Origin of the sequence: Chryseobacterium pennae (assembly GCF_003385515.1) — a bacterium.
GTDB classification, from domain to species: Bacteria; Bacteroidota; Bacteroidia; order Flavobacteriales; family Weeksellaceae; genus Chryseobacterium; species Chryseobacterium pennae.
In genome coordinates this window covers 65,168-82,312 of sequence record NZ_QNVT01000026.1, presented here as the reverse complement: position 1 = coordinate 82,312, position 17,145 = coordinate 65,168, and the positions used below count along the sequence as shown (strand labels likewise).

Sequence of the window (17,145 nt, the reverse complement as noted above, 5' to 3'; positions counted from 1 at the left end):
GTTAAATTATTTTTCGTAAATTTGCAAAAAATACATAGATTTTTTAAAGAAATTGTAATTTAACTAATATGAACTATCAACTGGACGAAATAGACAAGAAGATTCTTGATTTCTTAGTAGAAAACACAAGAATGCCTTTTACAGAAATTGCTAAGCAGATGGATGTTTCTGCTGGGACAATTCACGTAAGAGTGAAAAAGATGGAAGATGCAGGTATTATTTTGGGATCATCTCTAAGCATCGATTATGGTAAGCTGGACTATCACTTTACAGCTTTCATCGGGATCCTTTTGACAAAATCAAACCGTACTCAGGAAGTATTGAAAGAATTGTCAACTATTCCTAACGTAATTGAAGCTAGCGTTATTTCTGGAAAATATAATATTTTCTGTAAAGTAAGAGCTAAAAACACGGATGATGCTAAGAGAATTATCTATCAGATTGACGACATTCAGGACGTAATGAGAACTGAAAGTATGATCTCTATGGAAGAATTCTTGAGTGACAAAAATAGACTGATCAACGCGATCTCTATTTAATTCAAATTTTAAACGAATAACTATAAAAGAACTTATGAAATCTCTCATAAGTTCTTTATTTTTGTACCTATGGAAGAATACAGCTATTTTGACGAAGATCCGAAGAAAGGATGGGGATTTGTACTGGCATTTGCAGCCTTGATGTTGTTTACAGTAATGGGATTGGGAATTGATGTTGATGAGTACCTTCAGCATGAATACCTTGATATCCCAAGGTGGTACTTTTATATTATCTTTTCAATTGATGCATTGATGATGATAGGATTGGTCCTGATGTTCTTCTATAGAAAAGTCGGAATTATTATGTTCCCGGCGCTTTTGGTCATGCATTTTTTTATGCACAACTATTACCTGTCTACATTTTTGTATACGGATGTTACAAACCTTTTCCTTTTTACAGGTTTTGGTATGCTGGCCATTATTCCGAAATGGAAGTTTTTTAAATAAGAGTTTTTTCTTATTTCTACATAACAAAATAGCTTTTAAACCATGTTTAAAAGCTATTTTGTTTTCCGGATCCCATAATATTGAATGGTTTTCTGCTTCAACGGATTTTTACTCCAGTCTTTCCATTCGTTGGTATAAGGATTATAGCCACATTTTAACGGCTTCGAAATATCCCTGTTTTCCTGTGTATAATGAGACCGTTCTGTATAAGCCCTGCAATCTGTGCAGATATACCTGAATTCGCAGTCTTTGCAGCCTTCTATGGCGTCTTTGGTTATATCCCAGTATCTTTTGAAACCAGGTTGAAGTAAAGCATCCTCAAGGCTTATCTTCTGAATGTTTCCAAAGCTTTCAGCCATTAAAGGACAGTTTTTAATGTTTCCTTCCTGATCTATTCCCATTTTTTTATACAGGCAGGAATTATGATTAATGGCTTCCAGAACCTTGGGAAGATTGGTATTGAAGTATTTCATATCCACTTTTCCGCAGGATGATATTTTTAGAGGTTCCTTTACAAAGTTCAGACTGAACCTGAATTCATCTTTTATTTTAAAAGGCTTCTGCGTACACAGATAGAAAATAAGATTGTAAATTCTTTCTGTGCTATGGTTCAGTTTCTGTATGAATAACCGATCTATTGCTGAGTGAAAAGGAGAAATGATTTCTATTCCCTTAAGGGCAGATGAGCTAAATGTACGGTCTATGTTAATAATCTCCTCTAATGTTAATGATCTTGAACTATAAATTACCATATGCCTGATCTCAAGATTTTCTACAGAGTCTTTAAGCCTGTTTAAAAGCCTGATATCTGCCATCTCGATAAAGAGGTTATTAATACTATTAGGCTCGCTATATTGGTGAGATAAGGCCGGAAAATTACCATCCCGGTCATTCTCTGTAATAAAACCGTATTCATTGTTTAAAAGAATCTCTACATATTCCTTAACAATATCTTGAGATTCATCATTATATGTTTCCAGAATTTCTTCAATGGAATTCTTTTTCAACTGTTCAATAAGGTCATAAAATTCCAGAGGATATAATTCTGAAGCATTTCTCTGGAGATCTGAAATCAGTATCCTGTTGGCTCCTTTTGTAATCAGAATATTACTAAATAAGGTAAAATATTTCATAGCAGTCTGGAGAGTGGTTTACAAGGTTTTTCCCTGAGATAATAATCAGTTTGGTATTTTTTACATATTGAATAATAAAATGAATTGCTATCTAGCTTAGCAGAATTCGTGATTTTGAAGATATCCATATACTGGAAGGTGAGTGGCAGTTTATTTTTTTCTTTGTATAAATTTCTCATAAATATTCAGCTATTTTTCTTTCCAATTGATAGTTACAGATATTTGATAATCCCAGGAACTGTCCTATGGGATTTATTTCCAGAAAATAAAATTTGTTTTCTTTTTTGATAAAGTCTATTGAACCACAATTGAGATCTAAGGATTGCATCAACAGATTGATCTTTTCTTCAATGTGTTTTGGAAGCTGATAGGGAACATTTCTATTAGGTTTCTTATCATTATACTTTCGGAAATCTATTTTTGTTTGTTGGTCATTTTGTGAGAAAATTGCCATGGACCAGCACTTTGTATTCAAATAAAAAGTTCTGATTTCAAAATCTTTTTCAATTTTTTCCTGAAAAAAAGTAATGAAAAAATCATTTTTTTCCTCTTTTTCAACAATTGAGGTATACATAAAACCACCGTAGTCCTTTTTGATTTCCTCCAACATAACATTTCCCCCTATAGTTTTTACGATCGTTTTATTAATCTCTACTTCTTCGGTATTTTCAGCGAGAAAATATTCAGGAACATCAAAACCAAAGTCTTTGGCCCTTTCAAGCACAGTAAGCTTGTTAATATGGCATGTGCTTTCTTTGTTGATATGTTTTTTTGATTCAAGAGTCATTCTGACGTAATCTTCAAGCCAGTGCTGTGTTTCGTACATATCAAGGTTAATTGAAGGATTACTATATTTTAAACGGTTAAAATTTAATTTACCTCTTCTATACCATACACTGTTAATTTCATCAAGAAAAAAACGATTGGTAAGGCTTTGTAAGAATATCCTCTTTTTATGTGTTCTGATTTCAAATACCTCATCTTCATGAATACGGATAAATTTTTTCTTCATGATCATCAGATATCTGATAACTTCATTTGTAGTAGCTTCATTATTTTGCGAAATGATCAGTATCATAGGTGCTTTATTCTATTTTGAAACCTTCCGGTTATTGAGCTTTTGAAAGTCTTTTGTAATGTTAGCAGATTGTTTAAGGCTTGGAAAACCTATTGCTTTACGGTTACGGTTTATCCTTGCAGAATCTGATGCATTAAAATCGGGTGTAGAATAATGTACGAATATACCGTATTGAGTTTCCAGATGATTAATATATTGATGTTTGTCAACCATTTCCATGTAATCTCTAGGAGTACATTCAACGGACTTTACATATTCTAATAGCATTGTTTTAAAGTATTCATAATGTTCATAACCTGCCATATGGTTGAATAGTAGTCCCATTGGCATAAAAACGCCGTTATTCCCATACAGACCAATTTTCTGAATTGAGGGAAATCTATTTTTTTTTAAAGTCCAAACTAATAGATCTGCATTCTTCCTATCGTTAATACTAACGATTGGGCCAATACGATGATTATATTGATCTCTGTTAAATGCAATACTGAAAGAATCTACTAATTCTTTATTAAGGCTTTTTTTCCATTGTATCACTTCCTGTTCTATCTGAATGCTATCAATTCCATACTTTTTATAAAGTTTGAAAAAATCCGGATCTGCTTTTTTATATTTCCAATAGGGAGCAACCTGTGTTATAAGCCTGTAAAGACTTTTTTTTCCACCAAAGTTTTTATTGAATTTATCAGAAAGCTTAATATAAGTTTCATATTCCTTAAGTCTTTCATTTTGTTGAAACAAAGGATATTTCCTAAATAATTTTTTATACTGTTTAATGGTTGATAGTGTATCTTTATTTACTCTAAAGCTGCTATCAATGGCATATAATTTATGGTAATAGTCTATATAATTTACTTTTCTAGTCCGGCAGGAAAAGAATAATAAGACAACAATGAGTATAAAAATATTTTTTATATAATTCATTCTCTTATATTTTGACCGGTTTATGTTGATTGCCTGTTAGTTTGTCAAGAATATGGAGGGAGAGTCTCCCTCCATATATTAATTAATCTATTTCTAACGTAGCAACGAGCTCCCCGTCATTATATAATTTGGTATCACCAGTATTGCCAGGATTTCCGTTTGCTCCTGTTTCTGAAGTGGTTCTAGTATTTGTTCCGCCACCAAATATAACCTTTGAGTTATTCAGTTTTCTGTTTTCTAAAGAAGAGAAATTTCTCTTCATTCCAACTAATTTTTTCATTTTAAGAGTTTTTGTTTGTTAAATAAAATAGTCTGCCATATGATCCCTGGCATTGGGTGATTCATTCTGATGTTTAAATATGTACTGTACATATACAATCCAAATACAGAATGTTTTATCAACGTCGATGGTTCAAAACTAAAAATAATTACATCACTTAATGGTGATTAAATTTGTGTTTATTTTGTAATATTTTATTACGGAAACCCGTAAAATGTACAGTTATTGAAGTAATTGTACATGATTTATTACATTCAATTTGAGTGTGATTTAACAAGTTGATGGAAAATAAAAAAAAGGATAAAGTTTTGTTGTGAGAAAAGAAAATGGAATCAGGATAGTGAAGCTGAAAAGCATGAATTATTTTCTATTGTACATAAATTACATATTAGATACAAGTTGTATCTAATTTTTTTAACCGGATAGATATTAAATAGTAGTTTGAGGAGTATTTTTGAAAAAATGATGTCTTTATGGGGCAATAATGGAGATATATTTTGAATGTGTGAGCTGCTAAATTTTTGTATATAAACAGTGTCAAATAATACGTCTATTTTCCGCTAAAAAATACACCGATGGTTTTAAGCTGAAAATACGCCTTGAAAGAAAGTATTCAAGGCCATATTTTCATCCAGTCCAAATTTCTTTTTTAAACGGTATTTAGTCATTCTTACACTCTTAGGTTCCACGTTTAGGAGATTGGCAATTTGTTTTGTATCCATCCCAAGGTAGATATAAGCGCAGTATTTCAAATCCAATGGTGTTAACTTCTGTTTAGCCTTTTCATTGATGTTTTTGAAGAAGTCAGGATGTAATTCCTGGATGGTAAACCTGATCTTTTCAAAATCATTATCTACCCGGTTTTGTTCTTTCACCACCTGGTTGATATTGATATCTGTATCCGAAAGCTGGGTCTGAAGCTGTTGAAGCACCTCATTTTTATGCTGAATATGCAACTGACTGGCCAGAACTTCACTTTGAAGTTTTTGTTGTTGTAAGGTAAGAAGTTCCTGCTCAGCTTTTAGTCTGGCCTGTTCCTCTTCCTGAAGTTTTACCCGCATTTCAGCTTTGTATTTTTCAGTATTCAGCTTTTTTTCCCTTACAATAGAGTAGCGTAATTTATAATGATAAGAACGGAACATAAAAAATGTTCCTATCAGTCCTATTATTACAAGTCCTATATACAGGAACTTCTCTTTCTTAAGGCTTGCTGTTTTTTCTGTAAGAGCTTTCAGTTCGGTCTCTTTTTTCTGGGACTGAAACTGGGCTTCCAGTCTTTTTGCGGTCTCTGCCTGTCCTTCGTTATACAGCAGATTACTGTATTTTGTTACTTTAGCCTGGTATTCATAGGCCTTTTGATAATTTTTCTGTTTTACATACAGCTTAGAAAGGTCAGTAACTATATTAATCATGACGTGATAGTATACAGGTTGCTGTGTGAGTAAGATTTGCTCAGATTTTAAAAGATACTGTTCTGATAATGCATCATCGTGATCACGTGCTGCAAGATTGCTCAGAATTCCTAATGCTCCGGCCTGGATACCTTGGTTTAAAGTCGTATGTTGAGTGAGTTTGAGGATTTCAGCTGCATCATCCTGAATTTCCTTACGGATTTCCGGCGTAATGACCGGATAGCTCAGATAATAATTGGCAAGATTTAATAATGCCAGAGCATGAGCATGAGCAGAAACCTGTCCCGGAAATTCATGATAAAGAGCAACAGCTTTTTTACACATATCTGTTACACGTTTTAAATCCTTTAGATCGCCGGTTTTTTCATAGGGAAAATAATAGCAGACTGCCATAGCAGAATAGGCTGAACTCAACATGTTCTTATTCCCTGAATTTTGGGCTAGTTCTACTGCCTTTTGAGCATATAGGGTTGCATTTTTTGCATCATTCCATTCAGAGTGAATACCATATAGGAGATAATTGAGTTTAGCATTCAAAAGAATCTCTGAAGGGCGCTTTTCAACTTCCGGAAGAATTTTCTGAATAAGTTTAATGGTATTTTCAGACTCTCCCAAGGTATTATTATAATAAATATTCAGATAAGCAGCATAGAGGGAGGCCGTTTTATCATTTGATTTTTGGGCAGTTGCATAAGCAGCATCAATGAGATTTGGAACCTTATCATATTCAGATTGATTAAGTTTAATGATTCCATTCTGAACCAGAGCTTTTACTTCTTCAGTATAATTACGCTCACTTTTGGCCAGTTTTAATTGTTCCTGAATGTATTTTTCAGCAGTAGAATACTGATCACTGACTCTGTAATATTCTGTAAGTTCATTGTATATTTTAAATTTTTCCTCAGCAGAAGTATTGCTCTTCAACTGGTTCTTAAGCCCATCAATGTATGTATTTTGAGCCGGGCAAAAAATACAGATAAAGAATATGAAATATAAAAAAGTGAACTGCCGTTTCATGAGGTGAAAGTACAAAAATTGCAAAGACTGATCACTGATTAAAAGTAAAAAAAAGAAATTGTAGTCTTTATTTAAATAGTTGTTAAATAGTTTGTTATAGTGTTCTGTAGACGCTTTGTAGACACCCCTTCTTTGAGTTGAAGTTGTTTTGTAGTAATATAGAAAATTGGAGATATGCTTTCCTGTCACAATTTTGAGGCAGTAAAAAATCAAAAAAATATTAATTAAAAAACTTTATTATGGACAACAAGACATTATCTATCGTATCATACATCACCATTATAGGATGGCTGATCTCTTTTGTATTAGGAAAAGAAAAACCAGACAGCTTTTTAAAATATCATCTTAAGCAGTCTTTAGGAGCAGCTATTCTTTCTCTTATTCTGCCAGTAATTCTTGGTATTTTAATTTCGGTTACTCATCTCGGTATTTTGGGAGTAATAGGATTATTACCATTAGTACTGATGATTATTGGAGCCATTAATGCAGCCAATGAAGTTGAAAAACCTTTGCCGTTAATCGGAAAAATTGTTGAAGATAAATTTTCGTTTATCGGATAGAATCTGAAAAACTTACATCAATGGAAGGATTCAAGCATCTAAAAAGGGAAGGAGCAGGCTATCAGGTGAAGCAGTACATATCATTACAACATCTGATAGTAGTGATCTGGGTATTGATTTCTATCATTGTGATTGTGAATACCAGTTATCTCAAGACAGGAATCGGAATGTTGGTATTTTCACTTTTACTAACCATTATTTCCTTTATTCCCCCTAAAATTTATTTTGATCCTGCTTCACAAGTTCTGACAGTTGTCAATACAGGGTTGGTACGTAGGAAATTTACTTATGATCTTAATGATTTTGAAGGATTTGAACTGCAGACCATCGGTTTGAGTATGATTCCTTTAGGTTGTTATCTATATGGTAATTTCAAAAATATATCCCATTTTAAGCGTCCGGTCATATCTCAATCCTTCAGTAAGAGAACCATGCAGGAAGTAGTAAATGAGCTGGAAGACCTTAATAAAAAATACAACAGAACACTTATTTAATTTTTAATATCAGATTATGAAGAAATCATTGCTCATTGCAGGAATACTCAGTCTCGGGTTTTCGATGACCTCCTGTGATAAACTAGAGAAAATTAAGGAAAAGCTTTCACAAAATGGGAGTAATAATAATCAGACAAACCCTTTTAGTATCAATTCAGGAGATGAAAACAGGGATATCGTTGCTTTTAATAATAAGGTTGTGAAAATGGATGAAGCCCAGACGGATTTTATTAAAAATTTTCAGGAATCATTGATGCAGATGGATGAATATGTAAAGAGTGTAACGGCTAATCCTCAACATATCGGGATGTCCCCCATATTTACCCCTACTATTATGATGTGGGTCAACCAGAACATTAAGGCACCGGATGCATTGGGTAAAGATTATCAGGTACTTGTTGATAAGATGAAGGAAACAGCCTCTGAGCTGGAAGTGCTGAAGAAAGAGCTGGAAACTTATAAAACGGCAGAAGACTGGAAAGATGATAAGGGAAAGAAAATCACTGAGATCACTGAAAAATCCCAAAAACTTATTCAGGAAAACCGTAAGGCAGCCAATGATTTGTTTTCCAAACTTTCTCCCAAGGCGGATAAGGCAGAAATAGAGGTTCTTAAAGGGCATCCGTTGAAAGATCACATCATTCAGTCTAAAGAAGTGATGGAACTTGCCCAAAAGATCGTTGATGATTCTTATGATATTAAAGATCTGAACACTTACAAACAGAAATTTACCCAACAGTATCAGCAGATGGAAAAACTGTATAAACGGAATATTGATGAAAAAATCCCATCATCTGAAAAACAGAAAGAAGGAAGTTATACAGCTTTTAATAATTCGGTAAATGATTTCCTGGGTAAAATGAGAATTGTTCAAAGAAGCCTGAACGAAAATAGTGCTGAACTGAACAAAGATTTTGATGACCTTGAAAGCGAAGCAAATACTGTACTTAGCCGTTATAACAATTTTGTAGACTAATTGATAACAATTAATATTTGGATTATGAAAAAAACACTAGGAATTATTATGATTATTATAGGTTTCTGTTTGACTGTTATTGTGAAAATAGGACCTTCTAAAGAAACATCCTGGATGTTCAGATATGGAGAACTTCCTCTATTACTCATTGCAGCGGCCATTATAATTCCGGGATTTATCCTGTATAACAAAAACAGATAATCTTCAATAATAAAAAAAAGACTAGCCATAATCATGAAACTGGCTGTACTTTTTAAAAATATAAAGCAGGATAAGGGTAATTTTACCGCCCATTTTAAAGAAGATATGAAGCATGGATTTTGAAACGTTGAAGCAACAGATAGAAGAAGCAGCAAAAAAGGCTTTTTTGGAAATGTATGAAAAGCATGGCGCTGAAAACATTTACAGTTTTGCGTTGTATAGTGATGAAAGAGCAATGACAGTCTGTCCTTCTTCCAATACAGTGGAGACCCTTAAAGAGATTGATGAAGATGATGGCGTCTATTATAAATACGAACCTGCGGAATGGACGCACGAAATGGAAGGTGCAGATCAGGATTTTAATGAAATTTGTACCCATCTGAGAAGAGAGCTTGATCAACATGATGAAGATGACGAATGGTTTCAGCAATTTCAGGCTAAGCTCTATACTAGTTGTATTGAAGTATTGGAAAAACTTAAAAATGAGAACTTTTTTAAAAATACTATAGGGAAAGATATTTTCCTGATTTTTACGGTGTCAGATTATGAATTTGAGAAGCAGGATCTGAAAGATATCATTATCAGACTGAACGATAATGAGTATAAAAGTGAATATCTGGAGTGGATGGAAACCTGGGGCAATTAAAAGAATGAAGAATAAAAAAACACATTAATTATATCATATGAAGCAAGATAAAATAATTGTCTCAGACACATCTTATAACAGTAACGATCCTTATGATCTGATCCTATCCAATATTTCTGTGGTGAATCTCCTGAACGAAGAAGGATTTGAGCCAGAAAATATGCATGAAGATTCTATCATCAGTTATTATCTTGATTACTATCTCGCCCAATATTCCAACGGGAATTTTTCCCAGTTTGTATGGAATTCAGGATGGTCACCGGAACTCAATCGGGATATTGAAGAAGGGTTGAAAAAAACCGGCGCGCAAAAGAACCTTATCCTTTTTCTTGAACAGTGTACAAAAGTAGAAAACCTGGAAGAAGGAGAACTTGAAAAATATCTGAAAAGCGAATATTTCGGACCTAATAAGACCAGGGATAAGCTAAAAAATAGTTCATTTTATAGCTTGGAAGAAGATTTAATAGTATTACATTCGCAATGGTTGAGAAATCATCCTGATCTACAGGTTTTGTTTGTTGAAGAAATGTTTTCAGCGTTAGAAAAACTTGTTGGGAGAAAAATTGAAAGATCATAATCATTACAACAAAATCAGTCTTATGGAAGATCTTAAAAAGCTCAATATTGAATTTAAAAATTATCTGGAAGCAATCAGTGATAAGCTTACAGAAGATTTGAGTCATCTGCTGAACGGAGACCATATCAGTTATGTTGGGAACAACGGAAGATCTGATATCAGAGCATTCTATTTCGAGTACGAATATGAATATCTGAATATTGTATTCTGGGGCGTAGACCGCAACAATAAAATCGCGACCAATACAATTTCTTTGCCCACTGAAAAGAATGGCAATGCTGAAGAAAATAGTGATTGGGATGCGCTGATCCCGGAAAAAATATGGATGGCAGCTTCAGATTTTCAGGATCATTATGAAGGGGAGGATTTTGATGATATACTGGATGAATATGATGACGAAAAATATAAACTGTTTGAACAATGGTTTTTTGACTGCTGGAAGAAAGCTTCAGAACAGACCAAAGTAAAAATGGATGCCTATTTTTCTATTCATGATACCTATTTCAGAACAGATTTAAATACTCTGAAGACCATTAATGAAGATGAGATTGCCCTACGCTATGAAAATTGATTCAAACCCAATACTAAACAAAATATAAACCCAAATCTATTATGAACTCTTATAAATTTTACAAACAGGAAGGAAACCAATACATTTTTAAAAATCAACCGGTTTTCGTATCTGTTTTATGTCTTTTCTTTTTAATAATAGCAGGATGGATCTTTAAAGATGTAAGAATCCTCAGCCTTATTCTTATTGCATTGGTAGTACTTATCGCTATTAATTTCTTTACCAAGAAGTTTATTATTGATATGGACCGAAAAACCATTACCGGGAAGCATACCATTTTTGTTCCGGCAAAAACTTATGATTTAAAGGATTTTACCAATTTCCATGTATTGGCTACAAAGTATATGGGTTTTATTACCACGAATGTAATATTGTCTATTTATTTTGAAGTAGACGGGAAAGAAAAACATCTGACCATTGGGCAGGCTTTGTCGCAAAAAGGAATCCAAAAGATGGTGAATGAAACAGAAGACATCATGAAAATTAATGATTCAGGAAATGAACATAACAGACCGTTATAAATTTGAAGAGAATGGCAGTGAAATAAGCCTTATGCCCAATTACAGCTTCCTGCGCACTTTAATCTGGTGGCTGGCCTTTGGAATGATTGCCCTTTTGGTCATTATCTATTATTTTATGGATAAAATGTCTGCAGATCAGTTCAAAATTGCATTGATAATATGGGGGATTTATATGATATATTTCCTGTTTGATCTGTTTTTCAGGATTCCTGTGAAATATATTTTTGATAAATCTGAGAAATGTATTTACAAAAAATGGATCCTTTCTAAAAAAATTATGACTTTTGATGAAATGACCTATTTTATCAATGATGAAACAGGTGGATATTACTATTCCATAGGAAAGAAACGCAATCAGTTTGTGAAAAACTACAGGATCAGCAATTACTTTTCAGGATCAAAAGCTTCAGACAGAAGACAGGAAGAGTATATAACAGAAATATTATGCCCAATTCTTCTAGCAGTGGGAATTCCTTTGAATCAACCGGAATAATAAAAAAACAAACGATAAGTAGGGTAGAAACTACAACCATGATAACTCTATGTATAACTATTCCCCTCCTGTGGAGGAGTGTCAAAAATTTAAAGAATTTTTGACGGGGTGGTTAACTTCAACATTGAATCATTCATTCAATAAAAGACTGCGGGCTGTTTCGAAGAAACAGCCCGCAGTTATTATGATAAAGCTAATGATTAGTTAGCTAAAATTCTCTTTACAGCTTCTTTCACTGCTGCAGCATCAATCTTATACTTCTTCATTAGTTCAGCAGGTGTTGCAGATTCTCCGAATGTATCGTTTACTGCTACAAATTCCTGTCTTGTAGGTCTTTTTCTTGCAAGCATTCCCGCAACAGACTCCCCTAAACCACCAAGGTAGTTGTGTTCTTCAGCCGTTACAATCTTCCCTGTTTTTTCAACAGATTTTAAGATGATCTCTTCATCAAGAGGCTTAATCGTGTGGATGTTGATTACCTCACAAGAAATGCCTTCTTTCTCAAGTTCATCAGCAGCTACAAGAGATTCCCATACAAGATGCCCTGTTGCAACAATCGTTACATCAGTACCTTCCTGAAGCATGATTCCTTTTCCAATTTCGAAAGGCATATCCTCAGGGATGAATACAGGAACAGTGGGTCTACCGAATCTTAAATATACAGGACCTTCAAAATCAGCAATCGCAAGAGTAGCCGCTTTTGTCTGGTTGTAGTCACAAGGGTTGATTACCGTCATTCCAGGAAGCATTTTCATCATCCCGATATCTTCCAATACCTGGTGAGTTGCTCCATCTTCTCCTAGCGTAAGACCTGCGTGAGATGCACAGATTTTCACATTTTTTCCAGAGTAAGCAATAGACTGACGAATTTGGTCATATACTCTTGAAGTAGAGAAGTTTGCAAAAGTTCCTGTGAAAGGAATTTTCCCTGTGATACTAAGACCTGCAGCAATACCCATCATGTTTGCTTCTGCAATACCCACCTGGATAAATCTTTCAGGAGCTTTCTCAATGAATTTCTCCATTTTCAAAGATCCGATAAGGTCTGCACAAAGTGCTACTACATTAGGATTTTTATCAGCAAGCTCAGCTAATCCGGCTCCGAATCCTGAACGTGTGTCCTTTTTTTCTGTATATGTATATTTCATTTTTATTTTTATTAATCGAGAGTTTAACTGATGGTTAGGGATTAGTAGTCAGCAGGAGCTTCTAAATACAATTGTTTGAATGCAGTTTCCAATTGCTCATCATTAGGAGCTTTACCATGCCAAGCATGAGATCCCATCATAAAGTCTACTCCGGCACCCATCTCTGTGTGAAGCATGATGGCTACAGGCTTTCCTTTTCCTGTTTCAGCTTTTGCTCTTTCAAGAATACCGATTACAGCTTCAAGATCGTTACCGTTCTTTTCTTCTAAAACAATCCATCCGAAAGCTTCAAGTTTAGCATGAAGATTTCCAAGGCTTAATACATCATCTGTATCACCATCAATCTGACGTCCGTTATAGTCAATAGTAGAAATAATGTTATCTACTTTTTTAGCAGCAGCAAACATCAGTGCTTCCCAGACTTGACCTTCCTGAAGTTCACCATCTCCGTGAAGAGTGTAAACAAGAGACTGGTCTCCGTCCATTTTTTTACCTAAAGCAGCTCCCAAAGCTACAGAAAGACCTTGTCCTAAAGAACCGGAAGCAATTCTGATCCCTGGAAGACCTTCATGAGTAGTAGGGTGTCCCTGTAATCTTGAATCAAGCTTTCTGAAAGTCTTCAATTCTTCTACCGGGAAGAAGTTGAATCTTGCCAAAGTAGAGTAGTACACAGGAGAAATGTGCCCGTTTGATAGATAAAAATGATCTTCATTCTTGCCTTCCATTGTAAAAGGAAGATGATAGTTCATCACCTTTCCATAAAGTGCTGTAAAGTACTCTGTACAGCCTAAGCTTCCTCCCGGGTGTCCTGAATTTACAGCGTGAACCATTCTTAAAATGTCTCTTCTGATCTGCGTAGTAAGAGATTTTAACTCTTCAATACTTTTACTCATTATATCTGATTTATTTGCACGCGAATTTACAATTTTTTACCGGCTTACGGAAATGCAAAAATCCGGATATAAAAATCCGGATATTGATTGATTTGAATATTTTCCTGCTTTTAACAGCCTTCGTTGATGTAAACAGTAATTTCTGTAACGATATTATTAATAAATTTAAATGTTAACTGAGTTCCTGCATCATAGTCCTCAATATTAAAGTATCCTGCATCTTTAATACGCTTCCCATTATCATCTACCTCCGGACGAACACTGAATATCGGATAGTTCTTGTAAGCATTGATTAGTTCATCTCTGGTACTTCCAACACCCATTCCGCTTTTGGTTTTGAATTTTTTACTGGTAGTGGTCATTCCTGCAATGGTAACAGCATCAGGCTTTGCTGCTCCACCATACCCCTGAAAAACTTCAATACTAATAGCCTCTCCATTGTATTTTACAAAACTCTTTTGCTGTCCGTCAGAAATTTTGATTGTAGTCCCTGCAATTTTTTCTGCTTCACTTTTTTCCATGAAGATCTTGTAAGGCCCGATTCTTAAGGTAGAGATTTCAAAATTCTCCTGAGCAGCCACAGAGCTAAATGTTAATACGAAGATGAAAAGTGAAATAATTTTTTTCATAGTTTTAATACTGTTTTTTTATTTTAATTCTTGCCCTCAAAGATATTGAAATAGATCACTCTATAAGGGTTAATAACGGAATATTTGAAGTCTTGCCGATAGAAGTATGAGCTTTTTTACCAGTGAGAAGTGAAACAAAGTGTTCTTGTTAATATTTTCCATGATGTTTATTGTTTTTTAAGTATTTATTTTTCAGATTATTAGAATCTGTATTGTTTTATGAATAGATAGAGAATATTTGTTTTTTTGTATAGGTTTATTGTCTAGATTTATAATTATTTTTGGTTAAATAATTTATTTTTAACCCCTTTGATTATTTATTTAAGAGTTAAAACCACATACACAATGAAAATTAAACAATTACTTTATTTAGGGATATTTATGATATCCATTTCTTTGGGGAAGGCCCAGGACTTTTTCACAAAAATTAGTGAAAGGTCTGTTGAGGCTAAACAAGGTGACAGGTTGATACAACCAGAAAGATTTCTCAGCTACAGGTTAGATGTAGCAGGAATGAAAAGCTACTTCCAATCAGTTCCGGAATTGAGGGATACTGATTTTAAAGATAAGGCTCCCATTATTATTTTGCCTATGCCTGATGGAACAAAAGCAAAATTCAAAATCTGGAAATCTTCAGTAATGGCTCCTGAATTAGCTGATAAATTCCCCCAATTGGTTACTTTTACAGGGCAAGGAGTTGATGATCAGTATGCTACTGTGAAATTAGATTTTACAGAATTGGGATTTCATGCTCAGATAAAATCTGTGGTGGCGGGAGATATGTATATTGATCCTTATGCAAAAAATGATGTGAATAATTATATCATCTACAAAAAAGGCGATTTAATTAATAAGAGCCCGATAACTTGTGGTACTAAAGACGGGAAATTTCAAGCAGAAAAAAAAAACGGACAAAAAAGCGTCACTCCGGGCGTAGGAAATCAAATTAGAATTTTCCGGTTTGCAGTAGCCTGTACAGGTGAATATGCAAAAGCTGCAACAGGGCTAGCTTCTCCTACTGTGGCTCAAACACTGTCTGCTATTGTAACAACCGTAAACAGAGTAAATGGTGTTTATGAGCAAGAAGTGGCTGTGAGACTAATATTAGTTCCTGATGAGACGAGTCTTATTTTTACAAATCCTGCTACGGATCCTTTTAATGGTAATAATAATTCAGACCTGTTAGTTGAGGAAAGTCAGACTCAGATTAATGCAATAATTGGAATTAACAGTTATGATATAGGGCATACTTTTAGCACAGGTGGTGGTGTAGCTTATTATGGTATATGTGATCCTGAGTATAAAGGAAAAGGAATCACAGGAAGAAGTAACCCGGTTGGTGATCCTTATGATATTGATTACGTTGCTCATGAAGTAGGGCATCAGTTTTGGGGACCCCATACTTTTAATGCTGTAACTGGAAATTGCGGAGGCGGTAACCGGGATGCTGATGCTGCCGTAGAACCGGGAAGCGGGATTACGATTATGGGATATGCCGGAATTTGCGGATCTCTGAATAATTTGGCTAGCAACAGTATTCCTATTTTTCATACCAATTCATTTCAGTCGATCACTACAGCAGTAGCATCAGCAGATTGTCCGGTGATCACTCCTGTCAGCAACACTGCCCCTACAGTAAATGCCGGAAATGATTATACAATCCCTAAAGGAACACCATTTAAGCTTACTGGTTCTGCAACAGACTCTGAAAACAATGCGCTTACCTATTGCTGGGAACAAAATGATAACGGTCCTGAAGGAGATTGGAATACTCCAACCGGAAACGCTGCTATATTCAGATCATTTGTACCGGAAACCGTTTCCTACAGATACTTTCCAAAATTGGCAAGTATTCTCAACAATACGGTATCAAAAGGAGAGATTTTACCATCTTATGGAAGAACAATGGAGTTCAGACTTACTGTAAGAGATAATAATGCAGGTTGTGGGGGAGTAGCCAATGATGATGCAATTATTACGGTTGCCGGAAACTCTGGTCCGTTTAAAGTAACTGCACCCAATACTGCAGTAACATGGGGTGCTAGCTCTACACAGACTATAACATGGGATGTAGCCAATACTGCCGCTGCTCCGGTAAACTGTGCCAATGTAAGTATTTTACTCTCAACGGATGGAGGTCTTACTTATCCAACTACTCTGGTTGCCTCTACCCCAAATGATGGATCCGAAGCTATAACTATTCCTGACGTAAATACAACAACGGCTAGAATTATGGTAGCAGGGGCAGGAAACGTATTTTTTAATATTAATCCTGTTAATTTTACAATCAGTAAAAATGTATTGGCTATAAATGAAGTAACCGGAAATAAAGATGCATTTGTCATATATCCTAACCCAGGTAAAGAATTTCTTAATATTAAATTTGTAAATACAAATGAAGTTTATGATGTTACCATATATGATGTAAGTGGAAAACTAGTATTCAGTAAGTTGAATAATACACCTGATCACAATAATCTGGGTACTTTTAAGGTGGCTCAGCTTATAAAAGGAGATTATTTGATTAAAGTTAAAACAAAAACTTTTGACAGAACCATAAAATGGATTAAAGAATAAAGAATAAACAATTCACAAAAAAGGCTGTTTTC

General features: G+C 34.5%; 20 protein-coding genes. 12 read left to right on the top strand and 8 right to left on the bottom strand.

Going from position 1 to position 17,145, the window contains the following annotated elements; all coding sequences use genetic code 11:
* Window positions 1-68 precede the first annotated feature (68 nt).
* Complete coding sequence (locus tag DRF65_RS21830; protein ID WP_115972855.1) at window positions 69-539, top strand: Lrp/AsnC family transcriptional regulator; 471 nt, start codon at window positions 69-71, stop codon at window positions 537-539.
* A gap of 69 nt (window positions 540-608) precedes the next feature.
* Window positions 609-986, top strand: coding sequence for a hypothetical protein (locus tag DRF65_RS21825; protein WP_115972854.1), 378 nt, complete (start codon window positions 609-611; stop codon window positions 984-986).
* A gap of 53 nt (window positions 987-1,039) precedes the next feature.
* On the opposite strand, the gene gwsS is transcribed toward DRF65_RS21825, so the two are convergent.
* From gwsS to DRF65_RS21795, 5 genes are all read right to left on the bottom strand, one after another.
* On the bottom strand, window positions 1,040-2,119 hold the full coding sequence (gene gwsS, locus DRF65_RS21820) for a grasp-with-spasm system SPASM domain peptide maturase (protein WP_115972853.1): 1,080 nt from the start codon (window positions 2,117-2,119) through the stop codon (window positions 1,040-1,042).
* A 175-nt stretch (window positions 2,120-2,294) separates the two neighbouring features.
* Window positions 2,295-3,197, bottom strand: a complete 903-nt coding sequence (gene gwsG / locus DRF65_RS21810; RefSeq protein ID WP_115972851.1) for a grasp-with-spasm system ATP-grasp peptide maturase — start codon at window positions 3,195-3,197, stop codon at window positions 2,295-2,297.
* Window positions 3,198-3,209: 12 nt separating this feature from the next.
* A complete protein-coding gene (locus DRF65_RS21805; RefSeq protein ID WP_115972850.1) occupies window positions 3,210-4,118 on the bottom strand; it encodes a hypothetical protein in 909 nt (302 codons plus the stop codon).
* A gap of 82 nt (window positions 4,119-4,200) precedes the next feature.
* A complete protein-coding gene (locus DRF65_RS21800) occupies window positions 4,201-4,398 on the bottom strand; it encodes a hypothetical protein (protein WP_115972849.1) in 198 nt (65 codons plus the stop codon).
* 581 nt (window positions 4,399-4,979) lie between these two features.
* Window positions 4,980-6,827, bottom strand: coding sequence for a helix-turn-helix transcriptional regulator (locus tag DRF65_RS21795; protein ID WP_115972848.1), 1,848 nt, complete (start codon window positions 6,825-6,827; stop codon window positions 4,980-4,982).
* Window positions 6,828-7,066: 239 nt separating this feature from the next.
* Between DRF65_RS21795 and DRF65_RS21790 the strand changes: the two genes are divergently transcribed.
* The 9 genes from DRF65_RS21790 to DRF65_RS21750 all read left to right on the top strand — a co-directional run bounded on the left by DRF65_RS21790 (window position 7,067) and on the right by DRF65_RS21750 (window position 11,866).
* Window positions 7,067-7,387 (top strand): DUF4870 domain-containing protein, encoded by a 321-nt coding sequence (locus DRF65_RS21790; RefSeq protein WP_115972847.1) that lies wholly within the window; start codon window positions 7,067-7,069, stop codon window positions 7,385-7,387.
* Between the two features lie 20 nt (window positions 7,388-7,407).
* On the top strand, window positions 7,408-7,881 hold the full coding sequence (locus DRF65_RS21785; protein WP_115972846.1) for a hypothetical protein: 474 nt from the start codon (window positions 7,408-7,410) through the stop codon (window positions 7,879-7,881).
* A gap of 16 nt (window positions 7,882-7,897) precedes the next feature.
* Window positions 7,898-8,857 (top strand): DUF3829 domain-containing protein, encoded by a 960-nt coding sequence (locus tag DRF65_RS21780; RefSeq protein WP_115972845.1) that lies wholly within the window; start codon window positions 7,898-7,900, stop codon window positions 8,855-8,857.
* Window positions 8,858-8,881: 24 nt separating this feature from the next.
* Entirely contained in the window at window positions 8,882-9,058 is a 177-nt protein-coding gene (locus DRF65_RS28590; RefSeq protein WP_165852290.1) for a hypothetical protein, read from the top strand.
* Window positions 9,059-9,170: 112 nt separating this feature from the next.
* Window positions 9,171-9,704 carry a DUF4303 domain-containing protein gene (locus tag DRF65_RS21770; protein ID WP_115972843.1) on the top strand — a complete coding sequence of 178 codons (534 nt, stop codon included), beginning with the start codon at window positions 9,171-9,173 and terminating at the stop codon, window positions 9,702-9,704.
* A gap of 37 nt (window positions 9,705-9,741) precedes the next feature.
* Window positions 9,742-10,281 (top strand): DMP19 family protein, encoded by a 540-nt coding sequence (locus tag DRF65_RS21765; protein ID WP_115972842.1) that lies wholly within the window; start codon window positions 9,742-9,744, stop codon window positions 10,279-10,281.
* Window positions 10,282-10,303: 22 nt separating this feature from the next.
* On the top strand, window positions 10,304-10,852 hold the full coding sequence (locus DRF65_RS21760) for a hypothetical protein (protein WP_123947414.1): 549 nt from the start codon (window positions 10,304-10,306) through the stop codon (window positions 10,850-10,852).
* Window positions 10,853-10,893: 41 nt separating this feature from the next.
* Complete coding sequence (locus DRF65_RS21755; protein ID WP_115972840.1) at window positions 10,894-11,373, top strand: hypothetical protein; 480 nt, start codon at window positions 10,894-10,896, stop codon at window positions 11,371-11,373.
* Window positions 11,351-11,866, top strand: coding sequence for a hypothetical protein (locus tag DRF65_RS21750; protein ID WP_228438876.1), 516 nt, complete (start codon window positions 11,351-11,353; stop codon window positions 11,864-11,866). Before DRF65_RS21755 ends, DRF65_RS21750 begins: the two co-directional genes overlap by 23 nt.
* 200 nt (window positions 11,867-12,066) lie before the next feature.
* Here the strand turns inward: DRF65_RS21750 and DRF65_RS21745 are convergent, their stop codons facing one another.
* From DRF65_RS21745 to DRF65_RS21735, 3 genes are all read right to left on the bottom strand, one after another.
* Window positions 12,067-13,014 (bottom strand): transketolase family protein, encoded by a 948-nt coding sequence (locus tag DRF65_RS21745; protein ID WP_115972839.1) that lies wholly within the window; start codon window positions 13,012-13,014, stop codon window positions 12,067-12,069.
* Window positions 13,015-13,055: 41 nt separating this feature from the next.
* Window positions 13,056-13,910 (bottom strand): transketolase, encoded by an 855-nt coding sequence (locus DRF65_RS21740; RefSeq protein WP_259081184.1) that lies wholly within the window; start codon window positions 13,908-13,910, stop codon window positions 13,056-13,058.
* Window positions 13,911-14,017: 107 nt separating this feature from the next.
* A complete protein-coding gene (locus DRF65_RS21735) occupies window positions 14,018-14,536 on the bottom strand; it encodes a hypothetical protein (RefSeq protein WP_115972837.1) in 519 nt (172 codons plus the stop codon).
* 345 nt (window positions 14,537-14,881) lie between these two features.
* Here DRF65_RS21735 and DRF65_RS21730 point away from each other — a divergent pair, with 345 nt between their 5' ends.
* Entirely contained in the window at window positions 14,882-17,113 is a 2,232-nt protein-coding gene (locus tag DRF65_RS21730; protein WP_115972836.1) for a reprolysin-like metallopeptidase, read from the top strand.
* The last annotated feature ends 32 nt before the right edge of the window (window positions 17,114-17,145 follow it).